This window comes from Aeromonas sp. s5, from assembly GCF_040907865.1.
Lineage (GTDB): Bacteria > Pseudomonadota > Gammaproteobacteria > Enterobacterales > Aeromonadaceae > Aeromonas > Aeromonas dhakensis.
Window position 1 is genome coordinate 197,390 of sequence record NZ_JBFOCO010000009.1, and the last position, 17,754, is coordinate 215,143.

Consider the following 17,754-nt stretch of genomic DNA (forward strand, 5'->3'; position numbering starts at 1 on the left):
CAGCAGCCAGTCCGCTGATTAAAGCCTTCAGGCCGCATCGCGCGGGGCCAGTACCCCCATGCCGGCCAGGTAATCGAGGGCGTTTGGGGTGAAGCCGATCTCCGCTAGGTGCGCCGCCGTGAAGGGGGCGCGCTGCAGGGGCAGGCCGCGGCTCACCCGTTCCATCCAGTCCGGATTGCCGATCGCCGCCGTGCCCACCGCTACCAGGTCGGCACCGCCGGCCAGAGCCAGCTCGGCCGAATCTGCGTCGTGGATCTTGCCCGCCACCATGAGCGGCACCCGCCCGGCCAACCCGACCCGCACCGCCTCCAGCAGGGCGCCGCCATCGGGATCCCCCGCCACCGCCTTGAAGCTGTCTCCCATGGAGAAGTGCAGGTAGTCGATCCCCTCGTCAGCCAGCAGGCGCGCCACCGCCAGCTGATGGGCCAGTTCGATGCCCTGGATATGGGCATAGCTCTCGGGGGAGAGACGCACCCCGACCAGAAAGTCCCGGGGCAGGCGGGCGCGAATGCCGCGCACTATCTCCACCAGGATCCGCGCCCGGTTGGCGAGGCTGCCCCCCCAGCGGTCGGTGCGACGGTTGTGCAGGGGGTTGAGGAAGTTGCAGAGCAGGAAGTTGTGGGCTGCGTGCAGCTCGACCCCGTGCAGGCCGGCGCCATGAGCCCGCTCGGCGGCGCCCACGAAGGCCTCGATCAGCGTAAGAATCCCCTCCTCACTCAGCCCCTTGACCCCGAGGGGGTAGCGCCCGCCCGGCGCCAGCTCGCACGGACCGACCGGCGCCCCGTCGTTCAGCTCGGGCAAGGCCCGCATCCCGCCGTGATGCAGTTGCACTACCGCCAGCGCCCCGGCCTGCCGCGCACTGTCGGCCAGGGCCGTGAAGGCCTGCTGCTGGGTGTCGGTCATCAGGGCTGGCTGCCCCGCCCAGCAGCGTCCGCCAGGCTGCACCTGGGTGGCGGCGGCGATGAGCAGACCGAAGCCGCCCCGGGCGCAGCGCGCCAGCCAGTCGAGCTCGGCCTGAGCGGGATCGCCGCCTGCACCGCTCATGTTGTGGGTCAAAGGGGCCAGCACGGCCCGGTTCTTGAGCCGCAATCCGGCCCGTTCGAAGTGGAAGCTGTCGCCAAGTGCCTTGTTCATCGCCCTCTCCCGGGATCGCAATGGAATGTCGCCACTATAATCCCGGGCATTCAGGATATAATCAGGCACACAAGCAAGGCATTCATTCCCAGCAAGACACAATAGGCCACCCCTCATGCGTCACCACAAGCTCGACACCCTCTACCTGATGCGCCTGCTGGTCGCCATCGTCCGCTGCGGATCCTTCGCCGCGGCAGCAGCCCAGCTCGGCATCACCCCGAGCAAGGCGTCCAAGGATCTGCGCCACCTGGAGCAGAGCCTCGGCAACACGCTCCTGAGCCGCACCACCCGCCGGGTGCAGCTGACCGACGCGGGAGAGCTCGCCTACCGCCAGGCTGACCAGATGATCGCCCTGCACGAGCAGTTGCTGGACGGCCTGCAGCGCCGCCGCTCGGCCCTGTGCGGGGAGCTGCGCATCACGGCGCCGGATCTGTGGGGCGAGGTGGTGCTGACCCCCGTATTGCTGCGCTTTCGCGCCGACCACCCCGAGGTGCGGATCATCGCCGACTTCAGCAATACCCCGGCCGACCTGCTGCGCGACAACCTGCACGTGGCGTTTCGCAGCACCGAGCTTGGCAGCCAGCCCTATCTGGCGCGCCCCATCGGGGTGGACGATCTGGTGCTCTGCGCCAGCGCCGACTACCTGGACCGCCACCCGCCCTTGAGCGAGCCACAGGATCTGCAGCAGCACCCCCTCATCACCCGCTGCCAGGAGTACAGCCGCCACGAGCGCTGGACCCTGCTTGCCCAGGGGCGCGAGATCCCGCTGGAAGTGGCGGGCGAGCTGGCCTTCAGCAGCAAGAAGGCGATTCACCAGGCGATGCGCCAGGGGCTGGGGATCGCCCGCCTGCCGCGCTACCTGGTGGCGGCCGAGCTGGCCGAGGGGGTGGTGCGCGAGGTGCTGCCCGACTACAGTCCCAAGGGGACCGGCTTCTATGCCCTCTACACCCAGCGCCGGGCCGAGTCTGCCCTGGTCGGCCACTTCCTCGACTACGTCATCGAGGCGCTCACCCCCTCATGAGCGGATCACCAGGTGGTACTGCTTCTTGCCCCGGCGCAGCAGCAGATAGCGGCCGAACAGCCAGTCGCCGTCGGTCACTTGCCCATCCTGGCGGATTGCACCGTTGAGGCTGACCGCCCCCGCCGCCAGCAGCTCGCGAGCGATGCGCCTGGAATTTGCCAGGCCGCACTCCACCAGCAGGGTCACCAGATCCGTTTCCCCCTCGATGGGGCTGCTCGGCAGGCCATCCTGGGCCAGCTGGGCCAAATCGCTCTCGCCAAGGCGTGCCACGTCACCGCTGAACAGCAGCTCGCTGATGCGCCGCGCCGCCGCCAGCGCCCCCTTGCCGTGCACCAGCTCGGTCAGCTCGTCCGCCAGCACCTGCTGGGCCAGTTTGCGCCCTTGCCGCTTGGCATCCTCCGCCTCCAGCGCCTCAATCTCGGCCAGCGCCATAAAGCTGTAGTAGCGCAGGAAGCGGTAGACATCCTCGTCCGCGGTACCGAGCCAGAACTGGTAGAAGGCGTAGGGCGAGGTGAGCGCCGGTTCGAGCCAGATGGCGCCCCCCTCGGTCTTGCCGAACTTGGTGCCGTCCGCCTTGGTGATGAGCGGCAACGTCATGCCATAGACCTGGGCCTGATTGAGCCGGCGGGTGAGATCCATGCCGCTGGTGATGTTGCCCCACTGGTCGTTGCCGCCGATCTGCAGGGTGCAACCGAGGCGCTGGTTGAGCACCGCGAAGTCCTGGGATTGCAGCAGGGCGTAGGAGAACTCGGTAAACGAGATCCCCTGATCCGGTCGGGCGAGGCGCTGGCGCACCGACTCGCGGGCCAGCATGGCGTTGACCGAGAAGTGCTTGCCGATGTCCCGCAGAAAATCGAGGGCCGACATCTGCCCCATCCAGTCGACGTTGTTGACCAGCAGCGGCGCCGCCAGCCCGTCGCTGGCCGGCAGCAGCGCTTTTATCTGGGCCGACAGGCTGGCTACCCAGCCCTGCACCGTCTCGGCGCTGTTGAGGCTGCGCTCGCTTGCCTTGAAGCTGGGATCGCCGATCAGGCCAGTGGCACCGCCCACCAGCGCCACCGGGGTGTGACCCGCCAGCTGGAAGCGACGCAGCATCAGCAGTGGCACCAGATGGCCGATGTGCAGGCTGCCGGCGGTGGGATCGAACCCGCAGTAGATGGTGCGCGGGGTGGCTAGATGATCGCGCAGCGCCGCCGGGTCGGAATTCTGGGCCACCAGGCCGCGTCGGGTCAGCTCATCGAGCAGGTGGGGGTTGATCATGGGTTCTCCAACAGCAGGGGGAAAAGGCCACATCCTCGCCGCTCTGGCTCGCGCCGAATATGTCCCCCAGGGGACAGTTTTGCCACTCCGTGCTAGCATCCGGCCATAGTGTGACCATCGCACGACCATTGCGGGGAGCCCGCCCGCCATCCGGAACTTATCGCCATGACCCAATGCCCATGATCCAGCCACTCGCCACAGAAGCCCTGACCCGCAGCATGACCGAGGTGGTCGATGCCCTGCATGGCAGCGGCTTCCCGGCAGCCCTGGTGCGCCTGATCCAGCAGCAGGTGGCGTTCGACTGTGCCCTGCTGCTCGGGGTGGGGCAGCGCCCCGTCTACCTCTACGACAACCTGCACCACCAGCGGGCGCTGCTGTTCGACCACTACCTCACCCGCCACTTCAGCCAGGATCCCTTTATGCAGGCGCTGGAACAGGGGCTGGGGGCCGGGGTCTGGACCCTGGCGCAGGTGTCGCGGGGGCGGCTCGACCCCGAGTATCGCCACCACTTCTATCAGGCCACCGGCTGGCAGGAGGAGGTGGGGCTGATCCTGCCGGTGCGCGGCGGCCTCACCCTGATGCTGTTTCTGGGCCGCCTCGACAAGCGCAGCTCCCTCAGTCGTGACGAACTGGCCCGACTGGATGCGCTGTTTCCTCTGATGCATTCGCTGTGCCGCCAGCACTGGCGGGAGGGAGCCGCGTTGCTGGCCCAGAGCCCGGCACTGCCGGGTGGCGCCGATCTCAAGGCGACGGTGGAGCAGGCCATCGCCAGCGTAGGGGGCGCAAGCCTCACCCGCCGCGAGCGCCAGGTGGCGGGATTGTTGTTGCAGGGGCTCGACACCGAGGCCATTGCCGGTACGCTTGGCATCGGCAGCGGCACGGTGAAGAATCATCGCAAGCACCTCTACGCCAAGCTGCACCTGCATTCGCGGGCCGAGCTGTTCCGCTTCTTCCTCAATCACCTCATCACGGCGCCAGCCGCCGCGGCCCCATAACGACACCACCCCGCCGGGGCGGGGTGGTGTTGATGCTTGCCAGCTCAGACGGCAACGCCGTCAGATACGGCCCTGGTAGCGCAGCGGGAAGCGCCCCTGCCCATCGGGCTGGCCGAGGAAGGGCAGCCCCTGCTTCATCTGCTCAGGCAGTTCAGGCCCGGGTTTCAACGTGCCCTGGAACAGGTACTGGCGATTGGCCTGCAGCTCCAGCTTGCCCTGCACCTGTACCGCCTCCGAGCCCTGCTTGAGCTCGGCCACCAGCCGGGAGTCGATGCAGGTCAGCTTGATCTCGGGATCCCCCAGCACCAGCTTGCCGGCCGGGGTATCGGCATCGGCCCCGTACCAGTAGAGGTTGCCGTAGAGGTTGTCGCACCAGGGGTTGCCCTGGGCAAACTGATCGAGCTTGAGCTGCAACTGGCCAGCCACCGTCACCGGCACGGGCAGCTGCATCGGCACCCGCGCCAGCAGCCAGGGGGCCGGCACGTTGAGGGTGATGTCGCGGCCAAAGGCGGCGCCGCTCCAGCCGACCACCCCCTGCCCGTTGAGGCCGCTGCGCTCACCAAAGCGCAGGGAGACCTCAGGGGCAAAACGCAGCAGCGACCAGCCGTTGAGCTCCCAGCGCAGCTGGGTCAGCGACTCGCTGGCGTATTGCAGGCGGGCAACCTGGCCGCTCCAGAGGGTGCCGCTCACCCCTTCCAGCTGCACCAGGGGCGGCAGCGGCAGATGGCGCACCACCAGAGAGGCCGGCAGCTTGGCCAGCAGGAAAACCAGATAGGCCGCCAGAAACAGCACGGCAATCAGCACTCTTTGCTTCATAGAAAACGACTCGACTGCAAACGCCCGTTCAGGCGCGAGGCCCTGCTCGGGACGCGTGGTTTCATTGGGGACGGCTCAGTTGCAAGCGGCGTACCTTGACCAGACCGGGCGCCAGATTCTCGCTGGCCAGCTCGATCACCTGTACCTGCACGCCATGGCGATCCGCCAGGGTCGCCAGCCAGATCAGCAGATCATCGAACGCCACCGTGTCGATCCATACCTGCAGCTCCTGGCCCTGGGGCTGCAGCCGGGCAATCTTGATCTTCTGGTTGAAGGCGGTGCGGTTGACCACCCCTTCCAGGGTGCCACTGGTATCGAGCTGGCGGCCCTGGCCACCCTGCAGCGCCAGCACCTCTTCACCCTTCTCTTTCAGCCAGGCGAGAGTCTGCTGCTGGCTCAATACCTGCCGCTCGCGCTCGTCGATGCGGTTGCCGATGGGCTGCCAGATGACCCAGTAGCAGAAGCCGATCAACAGTACGCTGCCACCCACCGCCACCAGCCGCTGCTCGCGGGCGCTGATGCTCCGCCACCAGCCTTGTAGTTTGTCCATCATGATGATTTACCCTTCAGCACCAGTGCCCCTTCGACCTTGCCTTCGGTGCTGCGCACCTCTCCCTGTTGCACCTCGAAGCGCTTGCCGGCCAGCTCGCGAAAACGCTCGATCTCGGCAAAACCGGGGGCCGTCACCTGCAGCCTGAGCTCGCCGCGTGCCGCGTCGAAACGCAGTACCTCTGGCTTGAGGCCGGGCACTTCGGCAAAGGTGGGGGCCAACTCGGTCAGTACCATCAACACCCCGTCCTGGGGCGTCTGCCCCAGCTGCTGGAGGTGCTGGGTCATCTGGCTGCGCACGTTGACGATGCGGCTCTCCCCCGGGAAGATCCGGGTGTAGACCTGCCGGATCTCCGCCTTGAGCGCCTTGTCCTGCTCCGCCAGCTGATAGAGCTGCACGCCGCGCTGGGCGAACGCCACCACCAGCAGCGCTCCGGCCACCACCGCCACCTTGCGCCACTGCTGCCAGTAGCGGGAGTATTCGGTCTGCGGCCGGTAGGGCCCCTGCAGCAGGTTTGCCTGACTGGCGAGCGCGCCCCGGGCCAGCAACAGCATGGGCAGCTCGGGATCGGCCGCCTGCCAGCTGGCCGCCGCAATGGCCGGCGGCGGGGTATGGCTGTGAATGGTCACCGGCGCCGGCTCCGCCGCCAGCAGCATGGCCAGCAGCGGCTCGTCGGCGACGATGCCCTGACAGGGCCCCTGGCGCAGCAGCCACTCCTTGCCCAGCTGCAGCGCCGACCAGCCCTCGCTCGCCTGCGGCAGCGCCAGCACGTCCGGCAGCAGTTGCCGGCTCTTGAGACCGGCCTGCTCCAGCCAGCCAAGCCAGGTCTGCATCTTCTCCTTGTCGACCGCCATCAGGTCCACCTCATGACCCTGATGGCCCAGCACCACCAGGTGCAGCTCATCCACGTCGGAGGCGATTTGCTCCTCCAACAGATAGGGAAGCGCGGCCGCACTCTGGCGGCTGTATTTGCCCGGCAGGCTCACCCGCCGGAAGATAAGATCGCTGCCGGGCACCAGCACCACCGCCGGGCGGCCGCCGGCCCGCTCCTGCAGCTCGCCCAGGGCATGGGCCGAGGCCAGGGTACCGGAGGCAATCACCTCCTCCTCCCCGCCCGACCACACCAGCCACTCGACCGGCTGCTGCGCATTGGTCCCCAGACGGATGACCAGACTCTCGCTCACTAATGTCTCTCCTGCCATGCTCGCTCGCATCCCTCGGGATGGGCGGGCGCGCAGCCATGGGCTGCAGTCCAATCGAGGGATGGCGCGGGCCGGCCAACGACCGTCACCCGCCTCCCTTGTTATTCGGCGCCGCCGTTCAGACGGCGCAGCATCACCAGCTTGTTGTCCTTGCCGCGCACGAAGACGCTCTCCAGCCTGGCCCGGGTGTCACCCACCTCGGCAAGCAGCCTGGCCTCGAAATAGCTGCTCTTGACGTCCAGCGCCGCATCCAGCCCCTGGATGTTGCCCACCTGCACCGGCATCTGGTCCGTCATCTCCTTCTTGTTCTTCCACCCCTTCTGGGGACGGCTGGTCAGCACCCGCTTGGCATCGTCCAGCCCCACCTTGTCCAGATAGAGCGCCACCAGCAGGGCCGACTGCTCCGGCCGGATGGTGTTGACGTTCACCACCAGCTTGTCGTTGGGCAGGGCGCACACATAGGGCGCCAGCCGGGCATACAGTTTGGCGCTCACCCCGCGCACCGCTCGCAGCTCGTCGGTGCCGAGCATCCACTGGTTGGCGGTCAGATAAGGGGGGGTGAGCCCTTCGTAATAGGCATCCTCGGCGCCGTAGCTCGACACCAGCACGGTATCCTTGTCGGTCCAGTCGCGGATGGCATCGGTCAGCTGCACCGCCTCGTAATCTTCCACCTCGAGCTGCTTGAGCAGCGCCTTGAACACCTTGACCGGATAGGGCTGCTTCTCCAGGTCGTCGCCGCTGATCCCGTCCTTCAACGGCACGCTCAGGCTGTTGAGGTTGAAGCAGGATTGCAGATCCCGCACCCGGCCGGTGAGCTTGCCGTCATCCACCGGGAAGACCGCATCCTGGCGCGCCCAGTTCTGCCCCAGGCTGACCACGTTGGGGTCGTCCTTGAAATCCTGAGCCAGCACCTTGCTCACCAGCGCCTCCGCCGACATGGCATACCACCAGGCCTGCTTGCCGGCGGTGAGGTTAGCGGTGCGGCGCAGCTCCAGCTGCAACCGGCCGCTCATGTTGCTGGCGATGATCACCATCACCGACAGGATGAGCAGCACCACCAGCAGGGCCATGCCCCCCTGGCGGCCCGGAGTGGTGCGGGATCGGCCCCGGCCGCGCTTAATTGCCATTGTCCGCTCGCTGGCCGCCTGCGCCGATCAGGAACTGGCGGCGTCGAATAGTGCCGTCATCTTCCATGACGGACAGGGGAAACTGACGATCAGTTACCATTATCTGCCCTCTGACCACCGGCACCGATCAGGAACTGGCGGCGAATGGTACCGTAGTCTTCAAGATCCAGCTCCACCGCCAACCCGTAGGGCAGCACGTTGCGCTGGGTCCACTCCTCTTTCCAGCTGCCCTTGTCGTAGAAGTAGAGTCGCAGCGCCGTCACCCGATCCAGCATCGGCTGAATGCGCGGCTCGGTGCCGATCACCGGATCCGGGTAGAGGTAGCTCAGCCGCTCCAGCTTGTGATCCTTGAGCCGCCAGCCGACCCGCTGCAGGCCGGAGCGCGGCAGCATGCCGTCCGGGTTGAGCCAGCCGCCGCGCATGAAGGCCATGCCCCAGTCGTCGCTCTGCTGGCCGAAGCGGGAGGCCGCCAGCAGCACCTTGTTGCTCTCGCCGTCGATGCGGCCGCTGCGCGGCACCATCTGGGTGACGTCCCGCTCCAGCACGGAGAAGGCCAGCTGCAGTTCGGAGAGACGTGCCTCCTTGCGCTTGGCCACCTCGTCGCTGGTGAGCACTCCTTGCAGCACCTGATAGGCGCCCAGGCTCAGGCCAGCGAAGATGGCGATGGCCACCAGCATCTCCAGCAGGGTAAACCCCGCCTGACGCCGGCTAATGGAGAGACGTTGGTGAATGTTCATCGGCTGATGCCGGCTCCGGCTTATGGAGACACCTTGATGCAGGTTCATCGGCTGATATAGGTCCGGATCATGGCCACCGGGCTGTCGGCCTTGGGCGCAGTGCGCACTTCCATGTCCAGCGCCTTGAAGTTGCTGTCGGCGGTGGCGACGCCGCGATAGCGCCAGTACCAGGTCTGGCCCGCCATCTGCTCGTCCCCCTCCACCCAGCTGTCACCTGGCCACTTGGCTTCGAGCTTCTGCTGCACCAGCTGGTTCTCCACCACCCAGGTTGCCAGGGTCTTCTGTTCCAGATAGTTGAGGCCGGAGAGGTGCTCGCTGGCGGTCTTCATCACCGCCAGCCCGGCGATGGCGAACACCGCCAGTGCCACCATGACTTCCAGCAGGGTCATGCCGCGGGCGTTCATTCCTCTTCCTCCTCGTCCTGCAGCAGGCGCAGGCGGCCGAACTCGTCCGCCTTGACCGTGCGCACATAGCGCTGATCGTCGTCCTGCTGGGTCAGGGTCAGCACGAAGGGGGTCAGCTCGCCACCGGGAAAGATGAACACCTGGGGCGTGCGCTCCTTCTCGTCGCGCCCCTTCTCGTACTTCTCGTCGGAGTCGGTCCGCCAGCTGAAACCCTCGAGCTCGATGGCCAGCTGCATGTTGTCGGGCAGCTCGACCCGATCCAGCAGCTTGTCGCCGCTCATCACCTGCCACTTGCGATCCTTGGCCGCGCGCTGCATGAACTGCCAGCCGTTGTCCTCGACACGCAGGCCCACCAGCCGGCCATCCATCACCGAGTACTCCTGCGCCTGCTGCAGCACGGCCATGAAGCGGCGCGCCTGCTTGTCGAGCTCTCTATCCCCCCTGGCGCCGCCCATGCTAAGGGTGACGGCAGTGGCCACCAGACCCATCAACATGGCCACCAGCAACACTTCCAGCAGGGTAAAACCGGCCTGGCGACGGGCAGAAGAGGCCACCTTCATTCAGGCAGCCTCGGCATGTCTCGGTGAGCGCGACGCGGCGAGATCACTTATTGGAAGTCCTTCAGGTTCCAGTTGCCGATGTCGTCATCGGTACCGGCTTCGCCATCCAGCCCCATGGAGAAGATGTCGATCTTGCCGAACTGGCCCGGGCTCAGCATCTGGTACGGGTTGCCCCAGGGATCCTGCGGCAGGCGCTTGATGTAGCCCCCTTCCCGGTAGCTGCGCGGCTCAGGTGCGGCGGTCGGCTTGTTGACCAGCGCATCCAGCCCCTGCTCTGTGGTCGGGTAGCGGTTGTTGTCCAGCTTGTACATGTCGAGGGCGTTTTCCAGCGCCACTATGTCAGAGACCGCTTTCTGCTGGTCGGCCTTCTCCTTGTTGCCCATCAGGTTGGGCACCACCAGGCTGGCCAGGATCCCCAGGATCACGATGACCACCATCACTTCCAGCAGGGTAAAACCCGATTGACGACGCTTTTGCATGACTTACTCCCTCACGAAATGAGATGGCATGAACCATCAACGATTAACTGTTAAACCGCGATCGTTCGATTACGCCTGTCGGCTAATCGAACCTACGGGTTCGACTGGGTTTGTAGGTTCGAATAGCGAAGCGTATTCGGACACCCTCACCTACAGATTCACCATATTGTTGAGCTCGAGGATCGGCTGCAGGATCGACATCACGATAAACAGCACCACCCCGGCCATGGAGACCACCAGCATGGGTTCGAACACCCCGAGGGCGATGTTCACCTGGGTTTCGAACTCCCGATCCTGGTTGTCCGCCGCCCGCTCCAGCATGTTGTCGAGCTCGCCGCTCTGCTCGCCGGAGGCGATCATGTGCAGCATCATGGGCGGAAAAATTTTGGTTTCATCCAGCGACTTGCGCAGGCTGGTCCCCTCCCGCACCCGCTCGGTGGCCTCACCGATGCGCATGCGGGCAAAGTCGTTGGAGAGCACTTCGCCGGAGATCTTCATCCCCTCCAGCAGCGGCACGGCGCTGGCGTTGAGGATGCTCAGAGTGCGGGCGAAACGGGCGGTGTTGAGACCGCGGCTGACCCGGCCGATCACCGGCAGGCGCAGGATCAGCTGGTGCCAGTGACGGCGACGCTTGTCGTCGGTCAGCCACCAGCGCCAGACAAAGCCGCCCAGCAGCAGCAGCAACAGGAACCAGAGGCCATAGTGCTGCATCAGCTCGCTGGTACCGATGAGGAAGCGGGTGGTGGCCGGCAGTTGCTGGCCCATGTGTTCAAACTGGGCCACCACCTTGGGCACCACGGCGGTGAGCAGGATGGAGATGACGCCGATGGCGACGCAGGTCAATACGATGGGGTAGATCATCGCCTGCAGCAGCTTGGTGCGCATGTGCTGGCGCTGCTCTGTGTAGTCGGCGAGGCGGTTGAGCACCTTCTCCAGGTGACCGGACTTCTCGCCGGCCGCCACCATGGAGCGGAACAGCTGATCGAACACATGGGGAAAGGCCGCCAGCGAATCGGCCAGCGAATAGCCCTCCACCACCTTGCTGCGCACCGTGGCCACCATGCTGCGCAGGTGGGCCTTCTCGCACTGCTCGGCGACAGCCTTGAGCGCCTCCTCGATGGTGAGGCCGGCGCCCACCAGGGTCGCCAGCTGGCGGGTGATCATCGCAAGCTCAGCGGTGCTGGCACCACGGCGGAACAACACGAAGCGGTTCGCCTCGCGCTTGGCCTTCTCGGTGGTCTCGTTCACCTCGAGCGGGGTCAGCCCCTGCTCGCGCAACAGCTGGCGTACCTGACGGGCGGAATCCCCCTCCAGTACGCCGCTCTTGTTGCGTCCCTTGCCGTCGAGGGCCTTGTATTCAAATGCCGCCATCTCAGTCTTCCCGGGTCACGCGCAGCACCTCTTCGAGGCTGGTCTGCCCCTTGAGTACCTTGTCGATGCCGTCGCGGCGGATGCTGGGGGTATGGCCCCGGATCAGCCGCTCGATGGCCAGCTCGCCGCTGGCGCTATGGATCGCCTCGCGCACCGCTTCGTCGATCACCACCAGCTCGTGGATGCCGGTCCGGCCGCGATAGCCGGTGTGGTTGCACTGCTCGCAGCCCACCGGCCGCCACACCTGCTGATCCGGCGCCAGCTCGATGCCCATGGCCAGACGCTCCTGCTCGGTAATGGGGCGCGGCGCGCGGCAATCCGGGCAGAGGGTGCGCACCAGCCGCTGGGCCAGTACCGCCAGCAGTGAGGAGGAGAGCAGGAAGGGCTCGATGCCCATATCCCGCATCCGGGTGATGGCACCGATGGCGGTGTTGGTGTGCAGGGTCGACATCACCAGGTGACCGGTCAGCGACGCCTGCACCGCGATCTGGGCGGTCTCGAGGTCACGAATTTCCCCCACCATCACCACGTCCGGATCCTGACGCAGGATGGCGCGCAGGCCGCGGGCAAAAGTCATGTCCACCTTGCTGTTAACCTGGGTCTGGCCCACCCCTTCGAGGTCATATTCGATGGGGTCTTCGACGGTCAGGATGTTGCGATCCCGAGAGTTGATCTCGGAGAGGGCCGCGTAGAGGGTGGTCGACTTGCCCGAACCGGTCGGGCCCGTCACCAGAATGATGCCGTGAGGCTTGCGAATGAGTTCGCTGATGATGTTGCGGTTGGCCAGCGTCATGCCGAGCTGTTTGAGTTCCAGGCGCACGTTGTTCTTGTCGAGCAGTCGCAGCACCACTCGCTCGCCATAGCTGGACGGCATGGTGGAGACCCGCACGTCCACCGCCCGGCCGCCGATGCGCAACGAGATGCGACCATCCTGCGGCACCCGCTTCTCGGCGATGTCCATCCGCGACATAACCTTGATGCGCGACACCAGCAGGGAGGCGAGCTTGCGATGGGGGCGCAGGATCTCCCGCAGCACCCCATCGATGCGAAACCGGATCACCAGGGCCCGCTCGAAGGTCTCGATGTGGATGTCGGACGCCTCTTCCTTGATCGCCTCGCTCAACATGGCGTTGATGAGGCGGATGATGGGGGCGTCGTCGTCGGCGTCCAGCAGGTCTTCGCTCTGGGGCAGCTCTTCGGCCAGCGCGAAGAAGTCCATCTCGTTGCCAAGATCCTCCATCAGCTGGCGCGCCTCGGAGGAGTCACGCTGGTAGTGGGCCATCAGCAGCTCTTCGAAGACCTCGCCATCCATCTGCTCCACCGTGAAGGCACAACCCGCCACCCGCCGCACTTCCAGCAGGGTTTGCGGCGTCACGCCCTGGCGGCAAAGCAGCACCGGGGCCCCCTGCCGCTCGGTCAGGATCACCCCGAAGTTGCGGGCGAAGGCAAACGGCAGCTCGGGCAGGGCTGCCGGCATGTCGACGCCATCCAGCTGGTATGCCGCCATTACTTGTTACCCACGAATGGCTGGGATCCGCCGCTCGTCTGCGGGGCCGACTGTGTCTGCTGGAGCTGTTTCTGCACCTCGGGCGAGACTGTCACGTCCTGGCCGTACTGGGGCAGCACCTGGCGCTTGGGCGAGGTGAGGTAACCCTCCTGCGCCGCCGCATCCAGTTGTTCGGAGCGGAACTGTGAGTACTTGTTGCCGGAGATGCCACTGTAAACATCGGAGTCACGCAAGATGGTGGGCCGGATAAACACCATCAGGTTGCGTTTGGAGGTGGTATTGGTAGTGGAGCGGAACAGGTAGCCCAGCACCGGGATGTCGCCCAGCAGCGGCACCTTGGAGACCTTCTCCTGGGTCTTCTCGTCCATCAAGCCGCCCAACACCACTGTCTCGCCACTCTTCACCAGCACGGCGTTCTTGATGGTGCGGGTATCGAAGGTCGGGCCCAGAGTGGCGGTCCCGGTCGCCTGGGTCTGCGCCACGCTGGAGACCTCCTGCTCGATGTTGAGCAGCACGGAGTCCCCTTCGTTGATCTGCGGCGTCACCACCAGCTTGGTCCCCACCGTCTTGCGTTCGATGGTGTTGAACACCTGATCGCTGGTAGTAGAGCTCTGGGAGCCGCTCTGCACCGGCACTTCCTGGCCGACGTTGAAGGAGGCTTCCTTGTTGTCCATGGTGACGATACTCGGGGTGGAGAGAATATCGTTCTTGGTGTTGGTCGACAGGGCCGTCACCAGCGCGGCCCAGTTGCCTTTGTAGAAGCCGGCCGCCATGCCGTTGAACTCTTTGGCCAGCGAGGCCAGGCCTGTGGTGGTCCCGTTGTCCTGGTAATCCTTGGCCGCGATGGCCACCGAGCCGATGGGCAGGTTGGTGTCGGTGAACTGGGTGCCACCGCCATTGGTGTTTGCCCACTGCACCCCGAGGTTGAGGCCGTCGCCATCGGCGATCTCGACGATGATCGCCTCCACCAGTACCTGGGCACGGCGGATGTCGAGCTTGGCCACCACCTGCTCCAGCTCGGACATCACGTCCGGCTGGGCGGTGATCACCAGCGCATTGGTGGTCTCGTCGGCGGAGATGGCCAGCTTGCCACCGCCGATGCTGGCACCGCCACCGCCTGTGGTGGTAGCCGCGCCGCCCTTCTTGTCGGCCTCGATGCTGGAGCTGACGCCCTTGAGCACCTCTACCAGATCCTTGGCCTTGCCGTATTTCAGATAGAAGACCCGGGTGTTGCCCTGGCTCTGCAGGTCACGGTCGAGCTGGTGCACCATCTGGATGATGCGGGCGCGCGCCTTGGGCTCGCCGCTCACCACCACGGAGTTGGTGCGCTCGTCGGCCACAACCTTGGGGGCCAGCAGCAGGGAGGTGTTGGCCCCCTGGTTGTTGCCGTCCTTGTTGAGGTTGGTCACCAGCCGCACCATTTCACCGGCGGAGGCATACTTCAGCTTGACGATGTCCACTTCCTGGTCGCCCGCCTTGTCGACCCGGCGCACTACTTCCACCAGCCGGTTGACCACGGCGGCGCGGCCGGTGATCAGCAGCACGTTGGAGGGATCGTAGTGGACCACGTTGCCGCCGCCCGCGTTGTCATTGAGCTGGCGCAGCAGCGGCGCCAGCTCGCGCACCGAGACGTTGCGCACCGGCACGACCCGGGTCACCATCTCGTCACCGCTGCCGGGGTTGCTCTCGTCCACCACCGGGATGGCGGAGGTCTTGGCATCCTTGGAGCGCACCACCTTGAGCACGCCGTTGTCCATCGGGACCACGGCGAAGCCATAGACGTCGAGCACGCTCAGGAAGAACTGGTAGTACTGGTCTTCGTTGAGCAGATCATAGCTGCGGACGTTGATCTTGCCCCGCACCGACGGCTCTATGATGATGGTCTTGTTCAGGTTCTTGCCGACCGTGTTGATGAACTCTTCGATGTCGGCATTCTTGAAGCTGGCGGAGTATTCGGTGGCCCAGGCTGAGCCTGCCATCATCAACGCCGCGGCCACGGTGGCCAGACGCCAGCCCTTCCCTTTATTTGTCATTCTTGGTGCTACTCCAATTCATTATTCTGACAAGCCGACATAAACGTCGTAGAGCTGTCCTTGCCGCTCGACGGTGACGGTCATTTCCGTTGCGCCAGCCACCTGCTGCATCGCCTGCATGGCCTGAGCGTTATCCCGCAGATCCAGCCCGTTGATGCTGACCGCCATATCGTTGGCGACCAGCCCGAGTTGATTGAACAGTTCCGGATTGCGACCCGGATTGAGGCGATAGCCGACCATGCGACCATCGACCCGGACCGGGGAAATATTGAGGTAATCAGTGATCTTGCCGGGGTTGCCCATCAGTTCGTTGCGCACCGAGGAGAGCTTGTCGTCCTGCTTGCCCTGCTGGGGCAGCGGCTTGCCGTACTCCTCCCCGTCCAGCATCAGGGTCTCGTCGCGCCCGTCCCGCTCGATGATGACACGGTCGGCAAATACCTGGCGGACCTTGGCCTGGGTGCCGTCGATGAGGTCACCGATGCCATAGGAGTTCTGCAGCCCGTTGTGAGCGATGATGGCGATGGACTTGGCGGGATCCGAGCTCGCCAGCACGCCATTGAGCTGGGCGTTGAGCTGGGTCTTGGGAGCATCGGCTGCGACAACATCGGCCGCCTGGGCCTGCTGCTTGGCCTTGCCGAACAGCGCCAGCCGGCTGACGCCGCTCAGATCGAGGCGGTTTGAACCCTGGCCCTGACTGGCTACCACCGACGGCTGCCAGGGCTGACTGACGGGGCGGCTGCCGAGATCCAGCAGACGCCAGGTGAGACCGGCACACTGGTGGGCCAGCAACAGCAGCAGAAGCCAGAACAGAGGCTGGCTGAAACGGGAGAGTGGCACGGTTTTACAACGGGCCAGAAGGGAGCTCAACAAGTCATCCCTGAACGGTAGCGTCATGTTTATCAATATTTTCTGGCATCCAAATCGGTTGGCTATTGTGTACGGCAATGGACCCAGAGACAACCGACCGGATGGGAGTAAGCTGCGAAAATTGACATTCCGTCACACCCTTGGGCCCCCTGTTTCTATCCCGGGGCCTGCCTCTGGTATAATCAGGCACCCCTTTCAGCCATTCCGGAGTCGATTCATGCCGAACCCCGCAGAAATCCCAACCCAGGTCCGTCTCGACAAGTGGTTGTGGGCGGCACGTTTTTACAAGACCCGCAGCCTGGCCCGCGACCAGATTGAAGGGGGCAAGGTGCACTACAACGGCCAGCGCAGCAAGCCGGGCAAGCATGTCGAGGTCGGCGCCCTCATTCGTTTCTGGCAGGGCCAGGACGAGCGGGAGGTGCGGGTGGTCGAGGTTAGCGAGCAGCGCAAATCCGCCCCGCTGGCCCAGCAGCTCTATGAAGAGACCGAGGCCAGCCTGAAACGACGGGCGGAAAACAGCGAGGCACGCCGCTTCAACAGCCAGTTTGCCCCGAGCCCCGAGCGTCGTCCCGACAAGCAGGAGCGGCGCCAGCTGATCAAGGTCAAGCAATATTGACCCGCCAAGATGGCCCTTTTATGACGACAGATGGCGGAATAAGTTCCTAACCACCTGTTTATTAATGTTTTTATCTATTTACCCCACCGAAGAACCCAGGAATGCATGATGAGTAACCAAGATCTCCTGTATCGCTATCTGTTCGAAGAGTACGAAGTCCGGGGCGAGCTGGTCCAGCTGGACCACACCTACCGCCACGTGGTGGAGGCTCAGAACTACCCGGTACAGGTGCAAAAACTGCTGGGTGAACTGCTGGTCGCCACCAGCCTGCTGACCGCCACCCTCAAGTTCGAAGGCTCCATCACGGTACAGCTGCAGGGCAACGGCCCGGTACGGCTGGCCGTCATCAACGGCGACAACAATCAGCAGCTGCGCGGCGTGGCCCGCTACGAGGGTGAGCTGCCGAGCGACGGCAAGTTGCAGAGCCTGATCGGGGAAGGCCAGCTGGTCATCACAATCACCCCGGAGCAGGGTGAACGCTATCAGGGCATCATAGCGCTGGACGCCGACACCCTGGCCGGCTGCCTGGAGCAGTACTTTACCCAGTCCGAACAGCTGGCGACCAAGCTCTGGATCCGCACCGGCTACCACGAAGGCGCGCCGCGTGCCGCCGGCATCCTGCTACAGGAGCTGCCTGCCCAGAGCGAGGATCACGGCGACGACTTCGAGCACCTGACCCAGCTCACCAGCACCATCAAGGATGAAGAGCTGTTCGGTCTGGAAGCGGAAGAGATCCTCTACCGTCTCTACCACCAGGACAAGGTGCGGGTGTTCGATCCGCAGGCGGTCGAATTCCGCTGCACCTGCTCCCGCGAGCGTTGCGAAGGGGCCCTGTTGCAGATCGAGAAGGAAGAGGTAATGGAGATGGTGCAGGAGCTCGGCAAGATCGGCATGCACTGTGATTATTGTGGCGCCCAGTACGAATTTGACGGGATCGATGTCGAAACCCTGTTCAGCGGGGCTCCCGGTAATGATGCAAACAAGTTACACTAATTGAAGGCGGGCAAAACCCGCCTTTAACTTAAATAACAAAAAAATACCCTATTTTATAAAGTTTGATGGCGATCGCTAAACT

General features: G+C 64.8%; 18 protein-coding genes. 4 read left to right on the top strand and 14 right to left on the bottom strand.

The window, feature by feature from the left end:
• Positions 1 to 27: 27 nt before the first annotated feature.
• On the bottom strand, positions 28 to 1,134 hold the full coding sequence (locus AB5Y94_RS07445; protein WP_368205285.1) for an NADH:flavin oxidoreductase: 1,107 nt from the start codon (positions 1,132 to 1,134) through the stop codon (positions 28 to 30).
• Positions 1,135 to 1,249: 115 nt separating this feature from the next.
• On the opposite strand from AB5Y94_RS07445, the gene AB5Y94_RS07450 reads away from it, so the two are divergent.
• Positions 1,250 to 2,155 carry a LysR family transcriptional regulator gene (locus AB5Y94_RS07450; RefSeq protein ID WP_368205286.1) on the top strand — a complete coding sequence of 302 codons (906 nt, stop codon included), beginning with the start codon at positions 1,250 to 1,252 and terminating at the stop codon, positions 2,153 to 2,155.
• On the opposite strand, the gene tyrS is transcribed toward AB5Y94_RS07450, so the two are convergent.
• Positions 2,150 to 3,415 carry a tyrosine--tRNA ligase gene (gene tyrS, locus AB5Y94_RS07455; RefSeq protein ID WP_368205287.1) on the bottom strand — a complete coding sequence of 422 codons (1,266 nt, stop codon included), beginning with the start codon at positions 3,413 to 3,415 and terminating at the stop codon, positions 2,150 to 2,152. The genes AB5Y94_RS07450 and tyrS overlap by 6 nt on opposite strands.
• A gap of 179 nt (positions 3,416 to 3,594) precedes the next feature.
• On the opposite strand from tyrS, the gene AB5Y94_RS07460 reads away from it, so the two are divergent.
• Positions 3,595 to 4,410 (top strand): helix-turn-helix transcriptional regulator, encoded by an 816-nt coding sequence (locus AB5Y94_RS07460; RefSeq protein ID WP_216988738.1) that lies wholly within the window; start codon positions 3,595 to 3,597, stop codon positions 4,408 to 4,410.
• A 60-nt stretch (positions 4,411 to 4,470) separates the two neighbouring features.
• On the opposite strand, the gene exeN is transcribed toward AB5Y94_RS07460, so the two are convergent.
• The 12 genes from exeN to exeC form a co-directional block, all read right to left on the bottom strand.
• The gene (gene exeN / locus AB5Y94_RS07465) at positions 4,471 to 5,226 is read right to left on the bottom strand and encodes a GspN family type II secretion system protein ExeN (protein WP_017783584.1); all 756 of its coding nucleotides are present in this window, start codon (positions 5,224 to 5,226) and stop codon (positions 4,471 to 4,473) included.
• A 61-nt stretch (positions 5,227 to 5,287) separates the two neighbouring features.
• Positions 5,288 to 5,779, bottom strand: a complete 492-nt coding sequence (gene exeM, locus AB5Y94_RS07470) for a GspM family type II secretion system protein ExeM (protein WP_005308496.1) — start codon at positions 5,777 to 5,779, stop codon at positions 5,288 to 5,290.
• Positions 5,776 to 6,960, bottom strand: coding sequence for a GspL family type II secretion system protein ExeL (gene exeL, locus AB5Y94_RS07475; protein ID WP_005308494.1), 1,185 nt, complete (start codon positions 6,958 to 6,960; stop codon positions 5,776 to 5,778). Before exeL ends, exeM begins: the two co-directional genes overlap by 4 nt.
• 119 nt (positions 6,961 to 7,079) lie before the next feature.
• On the bottom strand, positions 7,080 to 8,105 hold the full coding sequence (exeK, locus tag AB5Y94_RS07480; RefSeq protein ID WP_017780398.1) for a GspK family T2SS minor pseudopilin variant ExeK: 1,026 nt from the start codon (positions 8,103 to 8,105) through the stop codon (positions 7,080 to 7,082).
• Positions 8,106 to 8,194: 89 nt separating this feature from the next.
• Positions 8,195 to 8,842, bottom strand: coding sequence for a GspJ family T2SS minor pseudopilin variant ExeJ (gene exeJ, locus AB5Y94_RS07485; protein ID WP_024942324.1), 648 nt, complete (start codon positions 8,840 to 8,842; stop codon positions 8,195 to 8,197).
• Between the two features lie 44 nt (positions 8,843 to 8,886).
• Entirely contained in the window at positions 8,887 to 9,246 is a 360-nt protein-coding gene (exeI, locus tag AB5Y94_RS07490) for a GspI family T2SS minor pseudopilin variant ExeI (RefSeq protein WP_005308487.1), read from the bottom strand.
• A complete protein-coding gene (gene exeH / locus AB5Y94_RS07495) occupies positions 9,243 to 9,806 on the bottom strand; it encodes a GspH family T2SS minor pseudopilin variant ExeH (protein ID WP_017765227.1) in 564 nt (187 codons plus the stop codon). The genes exeI and exeH overlap by 4 nt, the downstream gene beginning before the upstream one ends.
• 47 nt (positions 9,807 to 9,853) lie before the next feature.
• Complete coding sequence (gene exeG, locus AB5Y94_RS07500) at positions 9,854 to 10,285, bottom strand: GspG family T2SS major pseudopilin variant ExeG (protein WP_005308483.1); 432 nt, start codon at positions 10,283 to 10,285, stop codon at positions 9,854 to 9,856.
• A 150-nt stretch (positions 10,286 to 10,435) separates the two neighbouring features.
• On the bottom strand, positions 10,436 to 11,656 hold the full coding sequence (exeF, locus tag AB5Y94_RS07505) for a GspF family T2SS innner membrane protein variant ExeF (protein WP_166464098.1): 1,221 nt from the start codon (positions 11,654 to 11,656) through the stop codon (positions 10,436 to 10,438).
• A gap of 1 nt (position 11,657) precedes the next feature.
• The gene (exeE, locus tag AB5Y94_RS07510; protein WP_368205288.1) at positions 11,658 to 13,163 is read right to left on the bottom strand and encodes a GspE family T2SS ATPase variant ExeE; all 1,506 of its coding nucleotides are present in this window, start codon (positions 13,161 to 13,163) and stop codon (positions 11,658 to 11,660) included.
• The gene (gene exeD / locus AB5Y94_RS07515; protein WP_368205289.1) at positions 13,163 to 15,196 is read right to left on the bottom strand and encodes a GspD family T2SS secretin variant ExeD; all 2,034 of its coding nucleotides are present in this window, start codon (positions 15,194 to 15,196) and stop codon (positions 13,163 to 13,165) included. Before exeD ends, exeE begins: the two co-directional genes overlap by 1 nt.
• 21 nt (positions 15,197 to 15,217) lie before the next feature.
• On the bottom strand, positions 15,218 to 16,066 hold the full coding sequence (exeC, locus tag AB5Y94_RS07520; protein ID WP_368205302.1) for a GspC family type II secretion system variant ExeC: 849 nt from the start codon (positions 16,064 to 16,066) through the stop codon (positions 15,218 to 15,220).
• Between the two features lie 214 nt (positions 16,067 to 16,280).
• Here exeC and hslR point away from each other — a divergent pair, with 214 nt between their 5' ends.
• Entirely contained in the window at positions 16,281 to 16,679 is a 399-nt protein-coding gene (gene hslR / locus AB5Y94_RS07525; protein ID WP_017783591.1) for a ribosome-associated heat shock protein Hsp15, read from the top strand.
• A gap of 108 nt (positions 16,680 to 16,787) precedes the next feature.
• On the top strand, positions 16,788 to 17,672 hold the full coding sequence (hslO, locus tag AB5Y94_RS07530) for an Hsp33 family molecular chaperone HslO (protein ID WP_005308471.1): 885 nt from the start codon (positions 16,788 to 16,790) through the stop codon (positions 17,670 to 17,672).
• The last annotated feature ends 82 nt before the right edge of the window (positions 17,673 to 17,754 follow it).

Excerpts from the sequence above, each read along its gene's own strand:
- exeD (WP_368205289.1), bottom strand. The coding sequence starts at position 15,196 with ATGACAAATAAAGGGAAGGGCTGGCGTCTGGCCACCGTGGCCGCGGCG.
- exeJ (WP_024942324.1), bottom strand. The coding sequence starts at position 8,842 with ATGAACATTCACCAACGTCTCTCCATTAGCCGGCGTCAGGCGGGGTTT.
- AB5Y94_RS07450 (WP_368205286.1), top strand. The coding sequence starts at position 1,250 with ATGCGTCACCACAAGCTCGACACCCTCTACCTGATGCGCCTGCTGGTC.
- exeI (WP_005308487.1), bottom strand. The coding sequence starts at position 9,246 with ATGAACGCCCGCGGCATGACCCTGCTGGAAGTCATGGTGGCACTGGCG.
- exeK (WP_017780398.1), bottom strand. The coding sequence starts at position 8,105 with ATGGCAATTAAGCGCGGCCGGGGCCGATCCCGCACCACTCCGGGCCGC.
- exeM (WP_005308496.1), bottom strand. The coding sequence starts at position 5,779 with ATGATGGACAAACTACAAGGCTGGTGGCGGAGCATCAGCGCCCGCGAG.
- hslO (WP_005308471.1), top strand. The coding sequence starts at position 16,788 with ATGAGTAACCAAGATCTCCTGTATCGCTATCTGTTCGAAGAGTACGAA.
- exeH (WP_017765227.1), bottom strand. The coding sequence starts at position 9,806 with ATGAAGGTGGCCTCTTCTGCCCGTCGCCAGGCCGGTTTTACCCTGCTG.
- exeE (WP_368205288.1), bottom strand. The coding sequence starts at position 13,163 with ATGGCGGCATACCAGCTGGATGGCGTCGACATGCCGGCAGCCCTGCCC.
- exeN (WP_017783584.1), bottom strand. The coding sequence starts at position 5,226 with ATGAAGCAAAGAGTGCTGATTGCCGTGCTGTTTCTGGCGGCCTATCTG.
- hslR (WP_017783591.1), top strand. The coding sequence starts at position 16,281 with ATGCCGAACCCCGCAGAAATCCCAACCCAGGTCCGTCTCGACAAGTGG.
- AB5Y94_RS07460 (WP_216988738.1), top strand. The coding sequence starts at position 3,595 with ATGATCCAGCCACTCGCCACAGAAGCCCTGACCCGCAGCATGACCGAG.
- exeG (WP_005308483.1), bottom strand. The coding sequence starts at position 10,285 with ATGCAAAAGCGTCGTCAATCGGGTTTTACCCTGCTGGAAGTGATGGTG.
- tyrS (WP_368205287.1), bottom strand. The coding sequence starts at position 3,415 with ATGATCAACCCCCACCTGCTCGATGAGCTGACCCGACGCGGCCTGGTG.
- exeF (WP_166464098.1), bottom strand. The coding sequence starts at position 11,656 with ATGGCGGCATTTGAATACAAGGCCCTCGACGGCAAGGGACGCAACAAG.
- AB5Y94_RS07445 (WP_368205285.1), bottom strand. The coding sequence starts at position 1,134 with ATGAACAAGGCACTTGGCGACAGCTTCCACTTCGAACGGGCCGGATTG.